Consider the following 16841-nt stretch of genomic DNA (forward strand, 5'->3'; position numbering starts at 1 on the left):
ACGCGATGCGCGCGGCCGACCCGAGTCACGCACCCACGGCGTCAGCCGCCCGGCTCGCGGCCGATCGTGAGGATGCCGTCGCGACCGTGCGCAGCGCGCTCAATCCGATCGATCGGTTCCAGTTCGACAAGGCCTACGCCGCCACCGTCCTGTTCAGCCAGGCGCGTGAACGCTCGAAGACGACGGTGATCAAGGCGATTCACTCCGTGCGGCGAGCCCAACGGGCGATGCACGATCGGACCGCCGAGATCGGAGGCGTGGGCGAGCGGTGGAAGAGTTGCCTGCTCAACGTCGGCGAGTTCGAGCGATACCTCGACGCACCCGCCGAGTTCAGCGAGATCATCGAGCAGCGTGCCGAACTGCACGGACGGCTGGCCGATCTGATCCCGCCGTTCGTCGTCGACGGGTCGGTGCCTGCGGTCGAAACCTGGGAGAGCCGCAGCGGAACCGGCGAGATCCTCGCATCCGGGGCATCGATCCAGGGGATCGCGGGCTGCCCTGGCGTCGCCCGTGGGCGGGCGCGGGTCGTGCTCGATGCGGGTGATCCCGGCGATCTCGGACAGGGCGACGTGCTCGTGGCGCCGATCACCGATCCGTCGTGGACGCCGTTGTTCCTCGCAGCCGAGGCGGTCGTCGTCGACGTCGGTGCGACGATGAGCCACGCGGTGATCGTCAGCCGGGAGCTCGGCATCCCGTGTGTGGTGAGCGCCGTCGGTGCGACCCGGTCGATTCCCGACGGTGCCGAAATCGAAGTCGACGGCAACACCGGCGTCGTCACGATCCTCTGACCAGCCCATTCGCCGCCTACCTCGGTTCTGAGGCAAGATGACGTCGGTCACACCATCCGAGATCATCCGAGACAATCCGACATCAGCGATGTGAAGGGAATGCCATGAAGCAACTCACCGGGATCGATGCGAGCTTCCTGTACATGGAGACGCCGAACACGTACGGCCATGTCAACGGGCTGGCCATCTACGAGCGTCCATCCCCTGACTTCGAGCCGTTCGAGCACGTGTACGAGCGGTTCGGCATCATGGTCGATCACCTCGAGCCGATGCGACGCCGTCTCGTGGAGGTCCCGTTCGGGCTCGACCACCCGTACTGGATCGACGACCCGGACTTCGATCTCGACTATCACGTCCGCCACCTCGGTCTCGCCCCTCCGGGCGCCGCCGATCAACTGAGCGAGCAGGTGGCACGAATCGTCGGGCGCCACATGGATCGGCGTCGGCCGCTCTGGGAGGTCTACGTCATCGAGGGCCTGGCCGACGGACGATGGGCGATGCTCTCCAAGACCCATCACGCGACGATCGACGGAGCGTCCGGCGTGATCATGCTCAAGATGATGACCGAGGCATCGCCGGATGCGGAGTTCGCGCTGGAGCCCGTTGCCTGGCAGGGCGAGGAGGTCCCTCGCGACATCGATCTCCTGACATCGACGGTGCAGCATCTCGTCAAGAACCCGGTGAAGGCGGCGCGCCTGCAACTCAAGGTCGTGCGACAACTCGCCGAGGCCGCCGGTGTCGACAGCGTGAGCGGTGCCGCGAGTCAGGCCCGTGACGCGATCAAGTCACTCGTGACGCCGGGAGACGACCGTTCGCGATCGGCGGAGGACAGCGTGTCGATCCCGCTGAGCCCTGCCCCGCCGACCCCGTGGAATGCGTCGGTCACCCCGAATCGACGATTCGCGATGCGTTCGGTCGCACTCGAGAACGTCAAGGTGCTGAAGAATGCCACCGGCGGCACGATCAACGATGTCGTGATGGCCATGTGCGCTGGCGCGCTCCGGGAATACCTGCTGATGCACGACGTGCTGCCCGACGAGCCGTTGCGCGCGATGGTCCCCGTCTCGATCCGGACCGGTGACGAGGAAGACGTCTGGACGAACCGGGTCTCGGCGATCATCGCTGAACTCCCGACGAACTGCGACGATCCGATCGAACGAGTCGCACGGTGCCGGGACGCCATGAAGGCGGCAAAGCGCCAATTCGAGCTGTTGCCGGCCGAGGCGATGATGGAGGCGTCGCAGCTCACATCGCCGGTGATCGCAGCGTCCGCGATTCGTCTCGTCGGTCGACTCAAGTTGGCCGATCGGGTGAACTCTCCGATCAACGTCGTGATCTCGAATGTGCCGGGACCCCGCGATCCGCTCTATTTCGCTGGAGCGAAACTCGATGCGTACATCCCCGTGTCGACGATCTCGGACGGTGTCGGGCTCAACATCACGGTGCACAGCTACGAGGACCGACTCGACATCGGGCTGATCTCCGATCGGGAGCTGGTCCCCGATCTCTGGGATCTGGTCGACCTCCACGTCGACGAGATCGCCCGGCTGTTCGAGGCCACCGGCGCGGAGTGGGCGGTGGCGCAGGAGGCTCCCTCCATGCGCCGCGGTGGACTCGGCGTGGAGCCACGGCCGCCGCGGAACCCCGAGGTGGCCGCGCGACTGGCCCGTCAGCAGGGGGTGGCCGACGCCGCCTCGGTCGGCGCACAGACGAAGCCCGCGGCGAAGAAGCGGGCGGTGAAGAAGCGGGCGGCGAAGAAGTCGCCGGCCAAGAAATCGGCGAGCAAGAAGCCTGCGGCCAAGAAGCCTGCGGCCAAGAAGTCTGCCGCCAAGAAGTCGCCGGCCAAGAAATCGGCGAGCAAGAAGTCGGCGAGCAAGAAGCCGGCAGCGAAGCGGTCGACGGCCACGAAGTCGCCCTCCCGGTAGGGTGCGAACACGACATCGGCCCGCACCCCGACGTGTGGCCAGGAAGTGAACGGGTCCTGCCGTGAGCGACAACATCTCTGCACCTTCGCCCTTGTTGGCGGCGATGGAGGTCCGAGCGGTGTACGAGCGGGCACAGATGTCCGCGCTCCTGCCGGCTCTGCGCCGCCTGCCGAAGGGCGACGGGCACCCGGTCCTGGTGCTCCCGGGGTTCTCGGCGAGTGACCGCTCGACCGCCCCGCTGCGTGACCTGCTGAAGCGTCTCGGATACCGCACCTACGGGTGGGGACTGGGCGTCAACGTCGGCCCGACGAGCCGCATCCTCGAAGGTCTGGTCGACCGGCTCGACCGAGCGCACCAACGGCGCGGCGAACCCGTGTCGATCGTCGGATGGAGCCTCGGAGGGATCTACGGGCGAGAACTCGCACGAGCACGCCCGACCGAGGTGCGCCAGGTGATCACGCTCGGAAGCCCGATCCAGATGATCGCGGCGGATTCGTCAACGGCACAACCGATGTTCGAGACGCTGCGGAAGTATCACTCACCCGAGTTCGATCGGCCGACGCGCGAGTCCGGCCGCCCGCTGCTGCCCGTGCCGTCGACGTCGATCTACACGCAGACCGATGGCGTGGTCAGTTGGCAGGCATGCCTGGTGCGGCGTGCACCGACCAGCGAAAACGTTCGGGTCTTCGGGAGCCACTGCGGGCTCGGGTTCAATGCTGCTGCGATCACCGTGATCGCCGACCGGCTCGCTCAACCGGCCGGAACCTGGAAGCCGTTCTCGGCACCGTGGTACCTGCGCGGGGCGTTCCCGCCCTCCACCGACCTCGACACGTCGCGCGGGCCGCACTTCGCCGTCGCCTGACGGCGACGCCTTGCCGCTCCCGTCAGGCGGGCACCATGCTGTCCGCGTCCTCGTGCGCTGACGACCGCTCGCGTTCCTCCGCGACGGCGTCGCCGAACAGCAACGTTTGTGCGACCGCAGCGAGCGGCACGATCAGGGAGTACACGAGCGTCACCAGGCCCGAGAACAACCAGAGCGGGATCCCGGCGACGAGCACGAGCAGCAACAGCCCGACGATCGCTCCTGACGCACCCACCAGCAGATTGAACAGCCCGATCATGATCGCGGTGTGCCACCAGCGCCCGCGGATCAACTCGCTGCTCCGAGCGAGTCCATCCCTTCCGGTCCGGTCCTCGGTGACGACCGCCTGCGCCAGGAACTGGAAACGGATGAGATACCAGATGCCGAACGGGATCCCGATCACGCTGACGAGCAGCACGGCGACGATCAGGAACGCGCGCAGGAAGCCCTCGAACAATTGGGGTGCACACGACCAGGCGCGTCGTACGGCGTCCATTCCAGTGGCCGGCTGATCGTCGCTCAGCAGGTCGTAGTAGGCCGCAACCATCGCATTGACCGCCGTGAACGCGAGCAGGTTCGCGAATCCTCCGGCGAGCAGAGCGAACAGCAGGCTGGTGTCGGCTGCGTTCCCGGCGAGCGCTGTCACGCTCTTCACGAACGGGATCCGCTGCATCAGCGCGCCGACCGCGCTGACCAGGACCGCAACCGGGAGATAGACGAGCCCGATCGTGATCAACACACCGGCGCGCCGCCGGTACGAACCCGCCGCAGCGCGGATGATCTGGCCGGCTCGGCGTCGAGCGATCATCGGCAGCGCGTCGACCTTGTTCCAGACCGTTCTTCTGGCGAACCAGTTCGCAAGGAGCAGCAGTATCCCCAGGGTGGCGACGAGGCGCAGCGGTGACGTCTTCATGGTGATCAGTGCGCCCGATCCCCGTTCGACGACATCGCAGAATGTGTTGACGATCGATTCGCCCTGGCGGTCACCAGCGGGAACGACGGCGCTGCTCGTGCGGAGGCTGTCGTGCCAGTCGACCGGGCTCGTCCAGCGTTCCTTGTCCTGCGGGCCGGTCGGGCCGTTGAACGGACCCGACTGTCGCTCGCCCCAGCGGCCGTCGAATTCGATCCATGCGAACTCGTCGTCGGGTCCCGATGCCGTGGCGGGAAGCAGGACGACGCCCGGTTCCGTTCGCAGCGACGGACCATCGGTCGAATCGCAGCCGAAACCTTCCGACGCGCTTCGTCCGAGGTACAGCGCGGACCCGTAGTAGCTGGCGTGCGAACCGCTCGAGGGGTACACGACCGGATGCGTGCCTTCGCGAGCCAACTTCGCCGAGTCCCAGTCGGCCCGCTCGCCACCTTCGTGCTGGGCGTAGCCGGTGCTCGTCGGGTCGGTGGCGAGCGCCTCCTCGACGGTGCCGACATCGAAGAGCAGCTGGATGCCTTCCCAGTCGCCCTCGTGCTTGTTGTTCCAATCGTTGTAGTACCAGTAGAACCAGTACTGCACGGCGAGCTTGTCCGGTTCGCCCTCCTGCGTCGTGATGTGGCCGTAGACGACCGGCTCGCGCTCACCGGTCACGGTGCCGGTGTACCGGTCGAAATCGTGTTCGTAGATGCAGCCGGGGGCGAGAGCACTCCCGGGGAAGTCGAGGTAGAAGCCCTCGCTGCGCCCGTACAGATCTGCGGCGGATGGCGCGTGGTCGATGACCGGATCGTCGTTGCCGACCTGGCGCAGCACGATGTCGGGATTGTCGAGCACGATGTCGACCGCCTGTGGAGCGTACGGCTCGCCTTCGGTGTCACACGGCGAGTCCTGCGCCTTCAGGTAGACGATCGGCGCGTACTTCTCGACCAACTCCTGCTCCGGCGACGGTTGGGCCTCCTGTGCCTGCGCTGGAGTGGCGATGAACGCCGCCGCGGCGATCGCCAACGCGGCCGACACGATGATCTTTCTCACGGAGAGTCTCGTTCCTGGTCGGGCGCGGGCCGGCGGGACGATAGCAGCGAGCTTGCGACGCCGGTGAGGTCGCCCGGTGTCGCGTCCGACGAGCACATCTGCCGGCGGTGTCCGTTCAGTTGACCGAGCGGTCGCGTCCTGCCCAGTACGGCTTGCGCAGTTCGACCTTGAGGATCTTGCCGGACGGATTGCGCGGGATGGCGTCGATCCGCTCGACGGTCGACGGGAGCTTGAACCGTGCCAAGCGCTCCGCGCAGTGCGCGATGATCTCGTCCTGCGTCGGGTCGGCACCTTCGGCAGGAACGATCAAAGCCAGCGGTGTCTCGCCCCACCGTTCGCTCGGAATGCCGATCACGGCGACATCGGCAACACTGGGGTGGGAGATGATCGCATTCTCGATCTCGGCCGGATACACGTTCTCCCCGCCCGAGACGATCATGTCCTTGACGCGGTCGTGGATGAACAGATAGCCGTCCTCCATGTATCCGGCGTCGCCGGTGCTGAACCAGCCGAGGCCGTCCTCGGCGCGCCCTTCCGGGAACGCTTCCGCGGTCGCGTCCGGGTTTCGCCAGTAGCCCTTCATGTTCTGGTGCGTTCGGACCCAGATCTCACCGACCTCGCCCACCGGTTGGTCGTGGCCGGCGTCGTCCACGATCCGCAGCTCGACTCCGTCGACGGGTTTGCCGGCCGAGCGCAGGAGCTTGGCCCGCGGCCCGCCGGGATCGTGGTCCTCCGGAGGAAGCCAGGTGACGACACCGGTCGTCTCGGTGAGCCCGTACACCTGGGCGTGCGGACACTTGAGCAGCGCCATCGACGCGACGAGCGCTTCCTCGGTGATCGGGGAGGCCCCGTACAGGATCGTCTGGAGCGACGAGAAGTCGACATCCGATGCTCCCGGAATCATCGGGAGCACCTGGAGAAGCGCCGGGACCATGAAGCTCGCGGTCACCTGATGGCCCGGGATGTCGGCGAAGATCCGGGCCGGGTCGACGTCGCGATGCACGACGTTGGTCGCTCCGTTGAACAGTCCGACGCCTGAGACCCCGCTGCCGCCGATGTGGAACATCGGCAAGATGTGCAGCATGACGCTGTCCGCGTCCACGCCGAGCATCGTGCTGACCGGACCGATAATCGCGTCGAAGTTCCGATTGGTGAGTTCGGTTCCTTTCGGCAGACCGGTGGTCCCGGAGGTGTAGAGCTGCGTGGCAGTGTCATCGGGAGCAGACGGGTGGTTCGGGTCCTCGGTGGGCTGTCCGTCGATCCAGTCGCCGTACGTGGTGTTCGCACCGCTCCCGTTCATCTCGACGATCAGCGGGTTGCGCGGCAAATCCATCTTGTCGAGATGGCCGAGGAACTCTCCCTCGACGAGCACGACCTTGGCGTCGGCGTTGTCGAGGATGTACGACATCTCGGGTGGCGCGAGTCTCCAGTTGACGGCAACGGGGACGGCGTTGATTTTGGCGGCTCCGTAGCAGAGCGTGAAGTACTCGGTGATGTTCTTTCCGATGAACCCGACCCGATCCTGAGACCCGACGCCGGCTGCGAGCAGCGCCTGGGCAACCCGACAACTCTCGGCGTCGAGTTCGCCGTAGGTCAGCGTCCGGTCGTCGCAGATCAGTGCGGGCTTGTCAGGACGTTCGGCCGCGTGGGTGCGGGTGACATTGGCCATGGTGAACATGTAGGTGCTCCTTCGACGCGACGGACCGTAGCAAAGCCGCGCCGGGCCGGATTTCGTATGCCCCTTCGCTGTCGTGCGTGGCGTGCCCAGGTTGCTCCGTCGGCTCCGTCAGAGGTGGCACGCGGCGTCTCGCTACGGTCGGCGCATGGACTTCTCCATCCCCGAATCAACCCAACAGTTGCTCGCCGATCTCGACGCGTTCATCGAGTCGACGATCAAGCCGATGGAGGAGGAGGACGACAACATCCGGTTCTTCGACCATCGCCGCGAGGACTCGCGTACCGACTGGGATCGCGACGGGCTCCCCAACGCCGAGTGGGAGGCGCTGCTGCGTCGGATGCGCGTCGCTGCCGACGAAGCCGGCTTCTACCGACACCAGCTCCCGGAGCGCTTCGGTGGCAAGAACGGCGGCAACCTCGAGATGGCGATCGTGCGCGAGCACCTCGCCCGCAAGGGGCTGGGTCTGCACAACGACCTGCAGAACGAGAGCTCGATCGTCGGCAACCTCGTCACGGTGCTGATGATGGAGAAGTACGGGTCCGAGGCGCAGCAGGCCGAGTGGATCCCGAAGATGCTCGGCGGAACCGCCCGGATCGGATTCGGTCTCACCGAGCCACTCCACGGATCCGACGCGACGTGGATGGAGACGACCGCGGTGCGCGACGGTGACGAATGGGTGATCAGTGGCGAGAAGTACTGGAACACCGGGCTGCACCACGCGACCCACGACTACATCTTTGCCCGCACCTCGGGCGAGCCCGGCGACGGTCGCGGGATCACGTGCTTCATCACGCCGACCGATGCCGACGGGTTCAGCGTCGAGGAGTTCATGTGGACGTTCAACATGCCGACCGACCACGCGCACGTGAAGCTGAACGAGGTCCGCGTCAGCAACGATGACATCCTCGGCGAGGAGGGCCTCGGGCTGCAGACGGCCCAACTGTTCGTTCACGAGAACCGGATTCGTCAGGCCGCGTCGTCGCTCGGCGCCGGGCTGCACTGCATCGACGTCGCGGTCGAGTACGCCAACCAACGCACGACGTTCGGCAAGCGGCTCTCGACGAACCAGGCGATCCAGTTCCCGCTCGCCGACCTCGCCGCCGAGGCCGAGATGTTGCGCGCGTTGATCCAGAAGACCGCCTGGCAGCTCGACGCCGGAATCGACCACATGGAGATCACCGACAAGGTCGCGATGTGCAACTACCGCGCCAACCGGTTCTGCTGCAACGCCGCCGACCAGGCGATGCAGACGTGCGGCGGTCAGGGCTACAACCGGGCGATGCCGTTCGAGCACATCTACCGGCACCACCGCCGCTATCGGATCACCGAGGGCTCCGACGAGATCCAGATGCGCAAGGTCGCCGGCAAGCTCTTCGGCTACACCGGCCGCGCGAAGGGCTGACGCGACACCTCATCATCCGCGCCTACCGTGGTGCCGCCCGCATCGAGCTGGCCCTGCCGGCGTCGGATTCAGGTGGGCCACGAGCGTTCTCGACCCCGATTCGTATCAGCAGCTGAGACGGAATGGCGTCGAGAAGATCCTTGGGTCGCTGCGGGTGGTCGCAGCGCTGGGTCTGCTGGCGATCAGGTCGGCCGGCGGACGATCAGGCGCGTGGGACCGCGCAGGGTGTGCGATCGTTTCCACTCCACCTCGTCGTCATCGACCCTGTAGTCGCCGAGGGATTCGAGGAACGCGGGAAGTCCGACTCGCATCTCGAGTCGTGCGAGTGCTGAGCCGAGGCAGTGGTGGATGCCGTGGCCGAACGAGATCGGTTTCGGGTCGGGTCGATCGAGTCGCAGCACATCGGCATCGGGCCATCGACGCCGATCGCGGTTCGCTGCTCCGACCATCACCGCGACGTTGGATCCACCGGGGATCGTGACGTCACCCGCCTCGATCGGCCCGGTCGTGTTGCGCCCCGTGAACTGTGCCGTCGTGTCGAAGCGCAGCAGCTCCTCGATCGCGTTGGTGATCAGGCCGGGCTGTGAGCGGAGCATGGTTCGCTGCTCGGGATGATGGGCGAGCGCAACGATGCTGTTCCCCATCAGGCCCGTGGTGGTTTCGTGCCCGGCGAACATCAGCATCGAGATCATCGACACGACCTCGTCGTCGGAGAGTTCGCTCTCGTCCGTGACCAGCACCGAGATCAGATCGTCGCGCGGGGCCACTCGGCGTTCGGTGATCAATGCATCGAACCGCCGTTGCAGCTCGTCGAATCGGCGGTTCATGCTGGCGGGGTCGAACGCATCCATCGCCTCGAGCATTCGACCGATTTCGGCGGACGACGCGCGGAGCCACTCCCAGTCGTCGGTCGGGAGTCCGAGGATCGACGCGATCACATCGATCGGCATCGCAGCGGTGAAGCCCGGAACCACATCGGGTGCCGGATCGTCGGCAATGTCGAGGAGGAGGTCGTCGACGATCTGACGGATCCGCGGTTCATACCCGGCGATCCGGTTCGGGGTGAACGCGCGGCTGACTGCGGCGCGGAGTCGGGTGTGGGTCGGGGGGTCCGTGACGAGCAGCCAGCGACGGAAATTCTCGGTCGCCGTGTCGGTCAGCTTCGTGTACGGCGACAGGGAGAGCATCCTCTCGGCGAGTGCAGCCGTACTCGAGTTCGGTGACCTCAGAACCGCGAGGACCTCGTCGTAGCCGGACACGAACCACTGTTGGTAGGGGCGGCTGTAGACCACCGGACCGTCGGCGGTCATCGTGTCGTACATCGGGTACGGCCAGCTGAAACGGTCGGGCGCGTACGGGTTGCCCCACTTCGCGAATCGGAAGAGTTGGGCGGAAAGACGGGGCCTGGATCCGACCGCCCGGATCACCGGGAGCATGACCTGCTCGAGGTTCATCCCGCAGTGTCCCACACGGTCACCGACCCGTCGATCCGCCCCCTGCGGGCGCCGCCGTCATCGACGTTCTCGTGAACTGTTCGCGCACGGAGCGCCGGAAGAGTTCACGAGAACGGGGGCGCGGTGGGTGGTGCTGGACCTGGGTGGTGGTGACCGTGGCTGGTCGGTCAGATGTTGGCGATGGGGGCGATGATCTTCTCGGCCAACTCGGTGGCCTTCGCCTCCACACCTTCGCTCCCGAGCAGCATGAATGCGGGGGCGATCGTGCGCGTGACACCGAGCGAGTCGAGCTCCTGAGCAGCGCCGACCGGATCGTCGCCGAAGAGGCCGGGATGTGCGGCCGTGATCTCGATCGCATCGGCATCTCGATCGTGCGCCGCTGCCGTCTGGCGGACGATGTCGATCATCTCGGTGAGTTCGGCGATCGACCCCTTTCCGGGGAAGAAGCCGTCGCCGAGCCGGCCGGCGCGCTTGGCAGCGGCCGCCGAGTGACCACCGATCACGACCGGAACCGTGCCGTTGGCCGGCTTCGGGTTCGACGACACGTCCTCGAAGGACACGAACTCTCCGTCGTACGAGGCGTCATCGCTTCCCCACAGCGCGCGCATCGCGTGGACGTAGTCGTCGGTGCGTGCGCCTCGCCGTGCCCACGAGATCCCGAGGGCGTCGAATTCCTCCTCGAGCCAGCCGACGCCGATCCCGAGCTGCATCCGGCCCTTGGACAGCCGATCGAGCGTTGCGACCTCCTTGGCGAAGACGACTGGATTCCTCTCCGGGAGGATCACGATGCCGGTCCCGAGCTGCAGCGTCGTGGTGTGGGCGGCGACGAACGCGAGCCACACGAGCGGATCGGGGATCGACGACGTCTTGTCGCCGGGCATCTTTCCTGTCGGTGAGTACGGGTATGCGGAGTCGTACGTGCTCGGCCAGATGACGTGCTCGACCGTCCACACCGACTCGACGCCGGCCTGTTCGGCGGCGACGGCCATCTGAACGACACCTTCCGCTTCGGCGAAGGGTCCGGTGTTGGCGAAAGCGAGTCCGAGTTTCATGTACGTCGAAACTAGTGAAGGACCGTCCGGGCACTCGCACGGATGAGCGGCCAGACTGAACCGATGACGTCGGATCCCGAAGAGCAACGACTCGAGCACACGCCGGACGACGTCGGCGAGATCGACTATCTGCCGCGCATCCTCAATGCACGGGTGTACGACGTGGCGATCGAGACGCCGCTCGAGCCGGCATCCGATCTCTCCCGACGACTCGGGAACCGCGTCCTGCTCAAGCGCGAGGATCTCCAGCAGGTGTTCTCGTTCAAAGTCCGCGGGGCGTACAACAAGATGGCCCACCTCGATGCCGACCAGCTGGGACGAGGAGTGATCGCATCATCCGCGGGAAACCATGCCCAGGGCGTCGCGCTCGCCGCCAATGAACTCGGATGTCGCGCTGTCATCGTGATGCCGACGACCGCCCCGCAGCTCAAGGTCGACGCGGTCGCCGCGCGTGGCGCCGAGATCGTGCTGCACGGCGACTCGTACAACGACGCGTACGTCCGAGCGCAGGAGTTGAGGGTCGAGCAGGACCTGACGTTCGTCCACCCGTTCGACGACCCCGACGTGATCGCCGGCCAGGGAACGATCGCGATGGAGATCCTCCGTCAGCACGGCCGCCCGATCCACGCGATCTTCGTCGCCATCGGCGGCGGCGGATTGATCGCCGGGATCGCCGCGTACGTCAAGCGGGTTCGGCCCGACATCAAGGTCATCGGCGTCCAGCACGTGGACTCCGATGCGATGGCGCGGTCGGTCGACGCCGGCGAGCGCGTGGAACTGGCCGACGTCGGATTGTTCTCCGATGGAACGGCGGTCAAGGCCGTGGGGGAGGAGACGTTCCGCCTGGTGTGCAAGCACGTCGATGACATCTTGATCGTCGACACCGACGAGACGTGCGCCGCGATCAAGGACGTCTTCACGGACACCCGCACGCTGCTCGAGCCGGCGGGTGCGCTGGCGATCGCCGGGATGAAGAAGTACGTCGGCGAGACCGGCGTCGAGTCCGAGACATTGGTTGCGGTCGCCTGTGGAGCGAACATGAACTTCGATCGTCTGCGATTCGTGTCCGAACGAGCCGAGATCGGTGAGCGGCGTGAGGCGGTGTTCGCGGTCACGATTCCCGAACGACCCGGCAGCTTTCGACGCTTCTGTGAACTTGTCGGCGACCGCAACGTCACCGAGTTCAACTACCGCATCAGCGACGAGCGCGACGCCCATGTCTTCGTCGGCGTGAGCGTGCGGTCACGTCTCGAGGCCGACGAGGTCGCCGACATCTTCCGCTCCGACGGCTTCGAGACGCTCGACCTCACCGACGACGAATTCGCGAAGGTCCACCTCCGTCACCTCGTCGGCGGGAAGTCACCCCTCGCGTCCGACGAACTGTTGCTGCGCTTCGAGTTCCCCGAGCGCCCCGGTGCCCTGATGCGGTTCCTCCGGGCGATGGAACCCGACTGGAACATCTCGCTGTTCCACTACCGCAACCACGGATCCGACAGCGGCCGGGTGCTCGTCGGCATGCAGGTCCCGGAGTCGGACCGAGCGACGTTCACCGTGTTCCTCGACGAACTCGGCTACCGATCCTGGGACGAGACCGACAACCCCGCCTACAAACTCTTCCTGTAGTCGTCAGCGACCTGCGAGCGAGATGCACGTTGGTGCCTGGCACGAACGTGCATGTTCAGACGCTGAGGAGGTGGCCGGCGATGATCATCTTGCGGACCTCGGTCGTGCCGGCGCCGATCTCGAGCAACTTGGTGCCGCGGAACAGCCGGTTGATCTCGGTCTCCCAGATGTAGCCGTTGCCGCCGTGGATCTGGACGGCGTTGTCGAGGACCTGGTTGCACATGTTCGCGGCATACATCACGGCCGCGGCGGATCGGGCGTGGATCTCTCCACGGCCGGCGTCGTCATGTCCGAGTTCGTCCGACTCGGCGAGGACCTGCCACATGAACGTCTTCATCGTCTCGACCCACACGTACATGTCGGCGAGGCGTGACTGGATCATCTGGAACGACCCGATCGGCTGACCGAACTGCTCGCGTGTCCCGGCGAACTCGACGGACAGTTCGAGCGCTCGCTCCGACATCCCGACGTTGATCGCCGCGATCATCGCCCGCTCGATGTCGAGGCCGCTCATCACGACCTTGTGCCCCTGGTCGAGTTCACCGACGATGTTCTCGGCCGGGATCACCATGTCGTCGAAGTGCAGCTCCGCGGTCTGGCTCCCACGGAATCCCATCTTCACCAATTTCTGGGCGACGTTGAACCCGGGCGTGTCGCACTCGACGACGAACGCGGTGATGCCCTTCGACCCGGAGTCGGGAGTCGTCTTCGCGTACAGCAGACACACGTCGGCGACCGGCCCGTTGGTGATGTAGAGCTTCGACCCGTTGACGATGTACGTGTCGCCGTCGCGCACGGCGGTGGTCCGCATCGAACCGAGCGCATCCGATCCGGCACCGGGTTCGGTCAACCCGAGGCAACCGGTCCACTCGCCCGAGCAGAGCTTCGGGAGGAACCGCGTGCGGATGTCCTCGTTGCCGTTCGCGTAGATGTTGTTGGCGCAGAGGTTGTCGTGCGCGACCCACGAGAGACCGAATGCGTGGTTCCATCGTGAGAACCCCTGGAGGACGAGGCCGGACTCGAGCATCCCCATTCCCGCGCCGCCGTACTCCACGGGAACCGTCGCACCGAGGAGTCCGTTCGCCCCGAGCTTGGCCATCAGCTCCGGTGGCCACCACTCGTCGTTGTCCATCTTCTCGGCGAGCGGAAACAGCTCGTTGCGACCGAAGCGATCGGCCACGTCGAGCACTGCCTGTTGATCGTCGGTGAGTCCGAACTGGGTCATGTCGTCCAGGGTACGCGGATGCGGCTTCGCCCGCTTCAGAGTCCGGACCAGAAGGCGATCAGCCGATCGGCAGCGCGTTCGGGATCGCTCACCATCCACCAGTGTCCCTGCCCATCGAGGCGGATCTCGGGCACGCCGAGCCGTTCGGCCACCGGGGTGGCGAGGTCGGCTGCGACGTAGCTGTCGTCGGTGGCCGTGATGACCGCACCGGGGCCGTGATCGGATGCTGCTAGTCGATCGGCGAGGGCCTGGAGTTCGGGCTCCCGGGCCGATCGGTAGAGCGCGAGGATCGCGCGGCCCATGTCGGCGTCGAGTGCGGGCGCAAGCTCCGCTGCGATCTCGGAGGGAAGCCCGAACCCCATGAACAACGCGATCCGGTCCTCGACCGGTGTTGCGACCATCATCTCGATCATCTGCTCGCCGACGTCGGGCTGCTGCCACGCGACGGCGGCATCGTGCCAGCCGTAGTCCGGGTGCAGGAGGCCGGCGATGTCGGCAACCCACGATCGGACGAGGTCGGGTCGTTCGGCCGCGAGTCCGTAGACGTGGCCGGCACCCCAGTCGTGACCGACGATGTCGATCGGTCGATCGTCTTCGGCGCGCAGGTCGTCGAGTTCGGCGATCAACCACCCGAGATAGTCGGACGCCTCGGCGGCGAAGTCGGAGGGGAGCGGGGCGCCGAAACCCGGTGGCGAGAGCAGTCGGATGTCGGTGACGCCGCGCTCCTCGAGGGCGGACACCAGCGGCGTCCAGATGGCGGTCGTCTCGGGGACGCCGTGGACGAGCACGGTCCACGGAGAGATCGATCGGGGCATCATTCAGGTTCGCACACTTTCTCGCCGGCGAGGGCGCCGAACCGGGTGTTTGCGTCCATCCGGGTGTTTCTGCAGGACTTTCAGCAACGCAAACACCCGGTCAAACGTAAACACCCGGATGGGGACGTGGGCGGGTCGGATGCGGGTGAGTACGTTCGGGGGATGAGCGAAACAGAGGTCGGATCGGAGTTCGAGGGGCGCGTGGCGATCGTCACCGGGTCGTCCGCGGGAATCGGTGAGGAGACGGCTCGCCGACTCTCCGCTCTCGGAGCGAAGGTCGTGGTCAACTCGGCATCGTCGGTCGAGTTGGGTGAATCGGTGTCGGCTTCGCTGCCCGGGGAGTCGATCTACGTCCGAGCCGACATCGCCGATCAGGCCCAGGGCGAGGCGCTGGTCGACCGCACGATCGACGAGTACGGCCGCCTCGACTTCCTGGTCAACAACGCGGGGTGGACGACGTCGATCGACCACGCCGACCTCGATGGACTCACCGACGAGATCTTCCAGATGACCTTCGACGTCAACGTGTTCGGCACCTGGTGGCTGACGAAGTACGCGATCCCGCACCTGCGCGACTCCGACGACGCGAACATCGTCAACATCACTTCGATCGCGGGCATCCGCCCGGTCGGCTCGTCCATGGCGTATTCGATGACGAAGGCGGCGTTGAACCAGATGACGGTGCTGCTCGCGAAGTCCTACGGTCCGATCCGCGTGAACGCCGTCGCACCGGGACTCGTCGCGACCCGCTGGACGGCCGACTGGGATGCGATGCATGCAGCGGTGGCTGCGACCGCGCCGGTGCCACGCTCGGCCACGCCGGCGGACTGTGCCGAGGCGGTGCTGGCACTCTTGCGCAACAAGTACACCAGCGGCGAGATCTTCGTGGTGGACGGCGGCATCACCCAACGGATGTGAGTCGGACCGCGCCGACCGAGCTCAGGAGCTTGCGAGTACGACGAGCCACGCCGGAAGGCGGGTCGGGCGACCCTCGAGCGTCGTGCAGCCGTGGACGGTGACTCCGGTCGTGCGGACCTCGTCGCCGACCGTGACGAGGTAGCTCATCTGGAACGTGGCCCGCGTCGCCGCCGCGAGTGTGACGTGCACCGTGATCACCTCGTCGAAACGGCACGGCTGGCGGTACTGGACGAACGATTCGAGGACGGGTGATTCCAGACCGTCGGCGCGCCATTCGGTGAACGGATGGCCGATGTCCGCGAGGAACGCGACGCGGGCCTCCTCGAAATAGGCGAGGTAGTTCGAGTGATGAACGATGCCCATCGCATCGGTCTCGACGAAACGCACGCGGATCGAATGTCGGAAATCGTGATCGTCGGGATGGACTGAGGGCTCGACGGACAGACGCACCCGGCGAGTCTGGCAGCCATCGGCGATGATGGTGCCATGACTCCGGCAATCGTGCTGCTCGAGCGGGAGGGTGTGTCATTCTCGGCGCACGAATACGACCGCGGCGACGAATTGCGCGACTTCGGTCGTGAGGCGGCGGAGGCGCTCGGGCTCCCCGAGGACCAGGTGTTCAAGACGTTGTTGATCTCCGTCGACGACGAGCGCGACCCGGTCGTCGTGGTGGTGCCGGTCAGTTGCACGGTGTCGATGAAGCTCGCCGCCGCCTCCGTCGGAGCGAAGAAGGCGGTGATGTGCGACCCAGTCGCGGCGGAGCGGATCACCGGATACGTCCTCGGCGGAATCAGTCCGCTCGGGCAGCGCAAGGTGCTGCAAACGGTGCTCGACGAATCGGTCGAACTGTTCGACACGATCTACGTGAGCGGCGGACGACGGGGGCTCGACATCGGGGTCGCCCCGCACGACCTGGCGCGCCTGCTCGATGCCCGCGTCGCTCCGATCACGGCGTAGGACGCACGCCGGCATCAGCCACGTCGCAACCTGCCGGTGCCCCGTCTCCGACGTGTGGCCGAATCAGTCGTGTCGACTCCCGAGCATCGGATCGAGCGCTGACGACGTCAGCGGGCGGGGTGTCGCAGCAGTGCTTCGATGCGTGCGACGCGGGTGCGCGCCGGCGGATGAGACGCGTCGAGGCG

Annotated in this window: 14 protein-coding genes; 7 read left to right on the forward strand and 7 right to left on the reverse strand. The window is 66.3% G+C overall.

Annotation, left to right across the window (positions count from 1 at the left end; genetic code table 11):
* The 3 genes from WBV89_RS13465 to WBV89_RS13475 form a co-directional block, all read left to right on the forward strand.
* A partial coding sequence (locus WBV89_RS13465; RefSeq protein WP_423981866.1) for a PEP-utilizing enzyme occupies window positions 1-788 on the forward strand: 788 nt, incomplete at its 5' end.
* Between the two features lie 104 nt (window positions 789-892).
* Window positions 893-2713 carry a WS/DGAT/MGAT family O-acyltransferase gene (locus tag WBV89_RS13470; protein WP_423981867.1) on the forward strand — a complete coding sequence of 607 codons (1821 nt, stop codon included), beginning with the start codon at window positions 893-895 and terminating at the stop codon, window positions 2711-2713.
* Between the two features lie 61 nt (window positions 2714-2774).
* A complete protein-coding gene (locus WBV89_RS13475) occupies window positions 2775-3575 on the forward strand; it encodes an esterase/lipase family protein (RefSeq protein WP_423981868.1) in 801 nt (266 codons plus the stop codon).
* Between the two features lie 22 nt (window positions 3576-3597).
* Here WBV89_RS13475 and WBV89_RS13480 read toward each other — a convergent pair whose 3' ends face one another.
* Both WBV89_RS13480 and WBV89_RS13485 read right to left on the reverse strand, forming a co-directional pair.
* The gene (locus WBV89_RS13480) at window positions 3598-5532 is read right to left on the reverse strand and encodes a hypothetical protein (RefSeq protein WP_423981869.1); all 1935 of its coding nucleotides are present in this window, start codon (window positions 5530-5532) and stop codon (window positions 3598-3600) included.
* Window positions 5533-5647: 115 nt separating this feature from the next.
* Entirely contained in the window at window positions 5648-7210 is a 1563-nt protein-coding gene (locus WBV89_RS13485) for a long-chain-fatty-acid--CoA ligase (RefSeq protein WP_423981870.1), read from the reverse strand.
* Window positions 7211-7355: 145 nt separating this feature from the next.
* Here WBV89_RS13485 and WBV89_RS13490 point away from each other — a divergent pair, with 145 nt between their 5' ends.
* Complete coding sequence (locus tag WBV89_RS13490) at window positions 7356-8612, forward strand: acyl-CoA dehydrogenase family protein (protein ID WP_423981871.1); 1257 nt, start codon at window positions 7356-7358, stop codon at window positions 8610-8612.
* Window positions 8613-8794: 182 nt separating this feature from the next.
* On the opposite strand, the gene WBV89_RS13495 is transcribed toward WBV89_RS13490, so the two are convergent.
* The gene (locus tag WBV89_RS13495; RefSeq protein ID WP_423981872.1) at window positions 8795-10066 is read right to left on the reverse strand and encodes a cytochrome P450; all 1272 of its coding nucleotides are present in this window, start codon (window positions 10064-10066) and stop codon (window positions 8795-8797) included.
* Between the two features lie 167 nt (window positions 10067-10233).
* A complete protein-coding gene (locus WBV89_RS13500) occupies window positions 10234-11118 on the reverse strand; it encodes an LLM class F420-dependent oxidoreductase (RefSeq protein ID WP_423981873.1) in 885 nt (294 codons plus the stop codon).
* A gap of 63 nt (window positions 11119-11181) precedes the next feature.
* Here WBV89_RS13500 and ilvA point away from each other — a divergent pair, with 63 nt between their 5' ends.
* A complete protein-coding gene (gene ilvA, locus WBV89_RS13505; protein ID WP_423981874.1) occupies window positions 11182-12741 on the forward strand; it encodes a threonine ammonia-lyase, biosynthetic in 1560 nt (519 codons plus the stop codon).
* Between the two features lie 55 nt (window positions 12742-12796).
* On the opposite strand, the gene WBV89_RS13510 is transcribed toward ilvA, so the two are convergent.
* Window positions 12797-13966, reverse strand: coding sequence for an acyl-CoA dehydrogenase family protein (locus WBV89_RS13510; RefSeq protein WP_423981875.1), 1170 nt, complete (start codon window positions 13964-13966; stop codon window positions 12797-12799).
* Between the two features lie 35 nt (window positions 13967-14001).
* Entirely contained in the window at window positions 14002-14781 is a 780-nt protein-coding gene (locus WBV89_RS13515) for an alpha/beta fold hydrolase (protein WP_423981876.1), read from the reverse strand.
* A gap of 162 nt (window positions 14782-14943) precedes the next feature.
* On the opposite strand from WBV89_RS13515, the gene WBV89_RS13520 reads away from it, so the two are divergent.
* A complete protein-coding gene (locus WBV89_RS13520) occupies window positions 14944-15699 on the forward strand; it encodes an SDR family NAD(P)-dependent oxidoreductase (protein ID WP_423981877.1) in 756 nt (251 codons plus the stop codon).
* Between the two features lie 21 nt (window positions 15700-15720).
* On the opposite strand, the gene WBV89_RS13525 is transcribed toward WBV89_RS13520, so the two are convergent.
* Window positions 15721-16086, reverse strand: coding sequence for an acyl-CoA thioesterase (locus WBV89_RS13525; protein WP_423981878.1), 366 nt, complete (start codon window positions 16084-16086; stop codon window positions 15721-15723).
* Between the two features lie 99 nt (window positions 16087-16185).
* Here WBV89_RS13525 and ybaK point away from each other — a divergent pair, with 99 nt between their 5' ends.
* Entirely contained in the window at window positions 16186-16656 is a 471-nt protein-coding gene (gene ybaK / locus WBV89_RS13530) for a Cys-tRNA(Pro) deacylase (protein ID WP_423981879.1), read from the forward strand.
* Window positions 16657-16841: the final 185 nt, after the last annotated feature.

Source organism: Ilumatobacter sp. (assembly GCF_049588435.1).
In the GTDB taxonomy this organism is placed as follows: Bacteria; Actinomycetota; Acidimicrobiia; order Acidimicrobiales; family Ilumatobacteraceae; genus Ilumatobacter_A.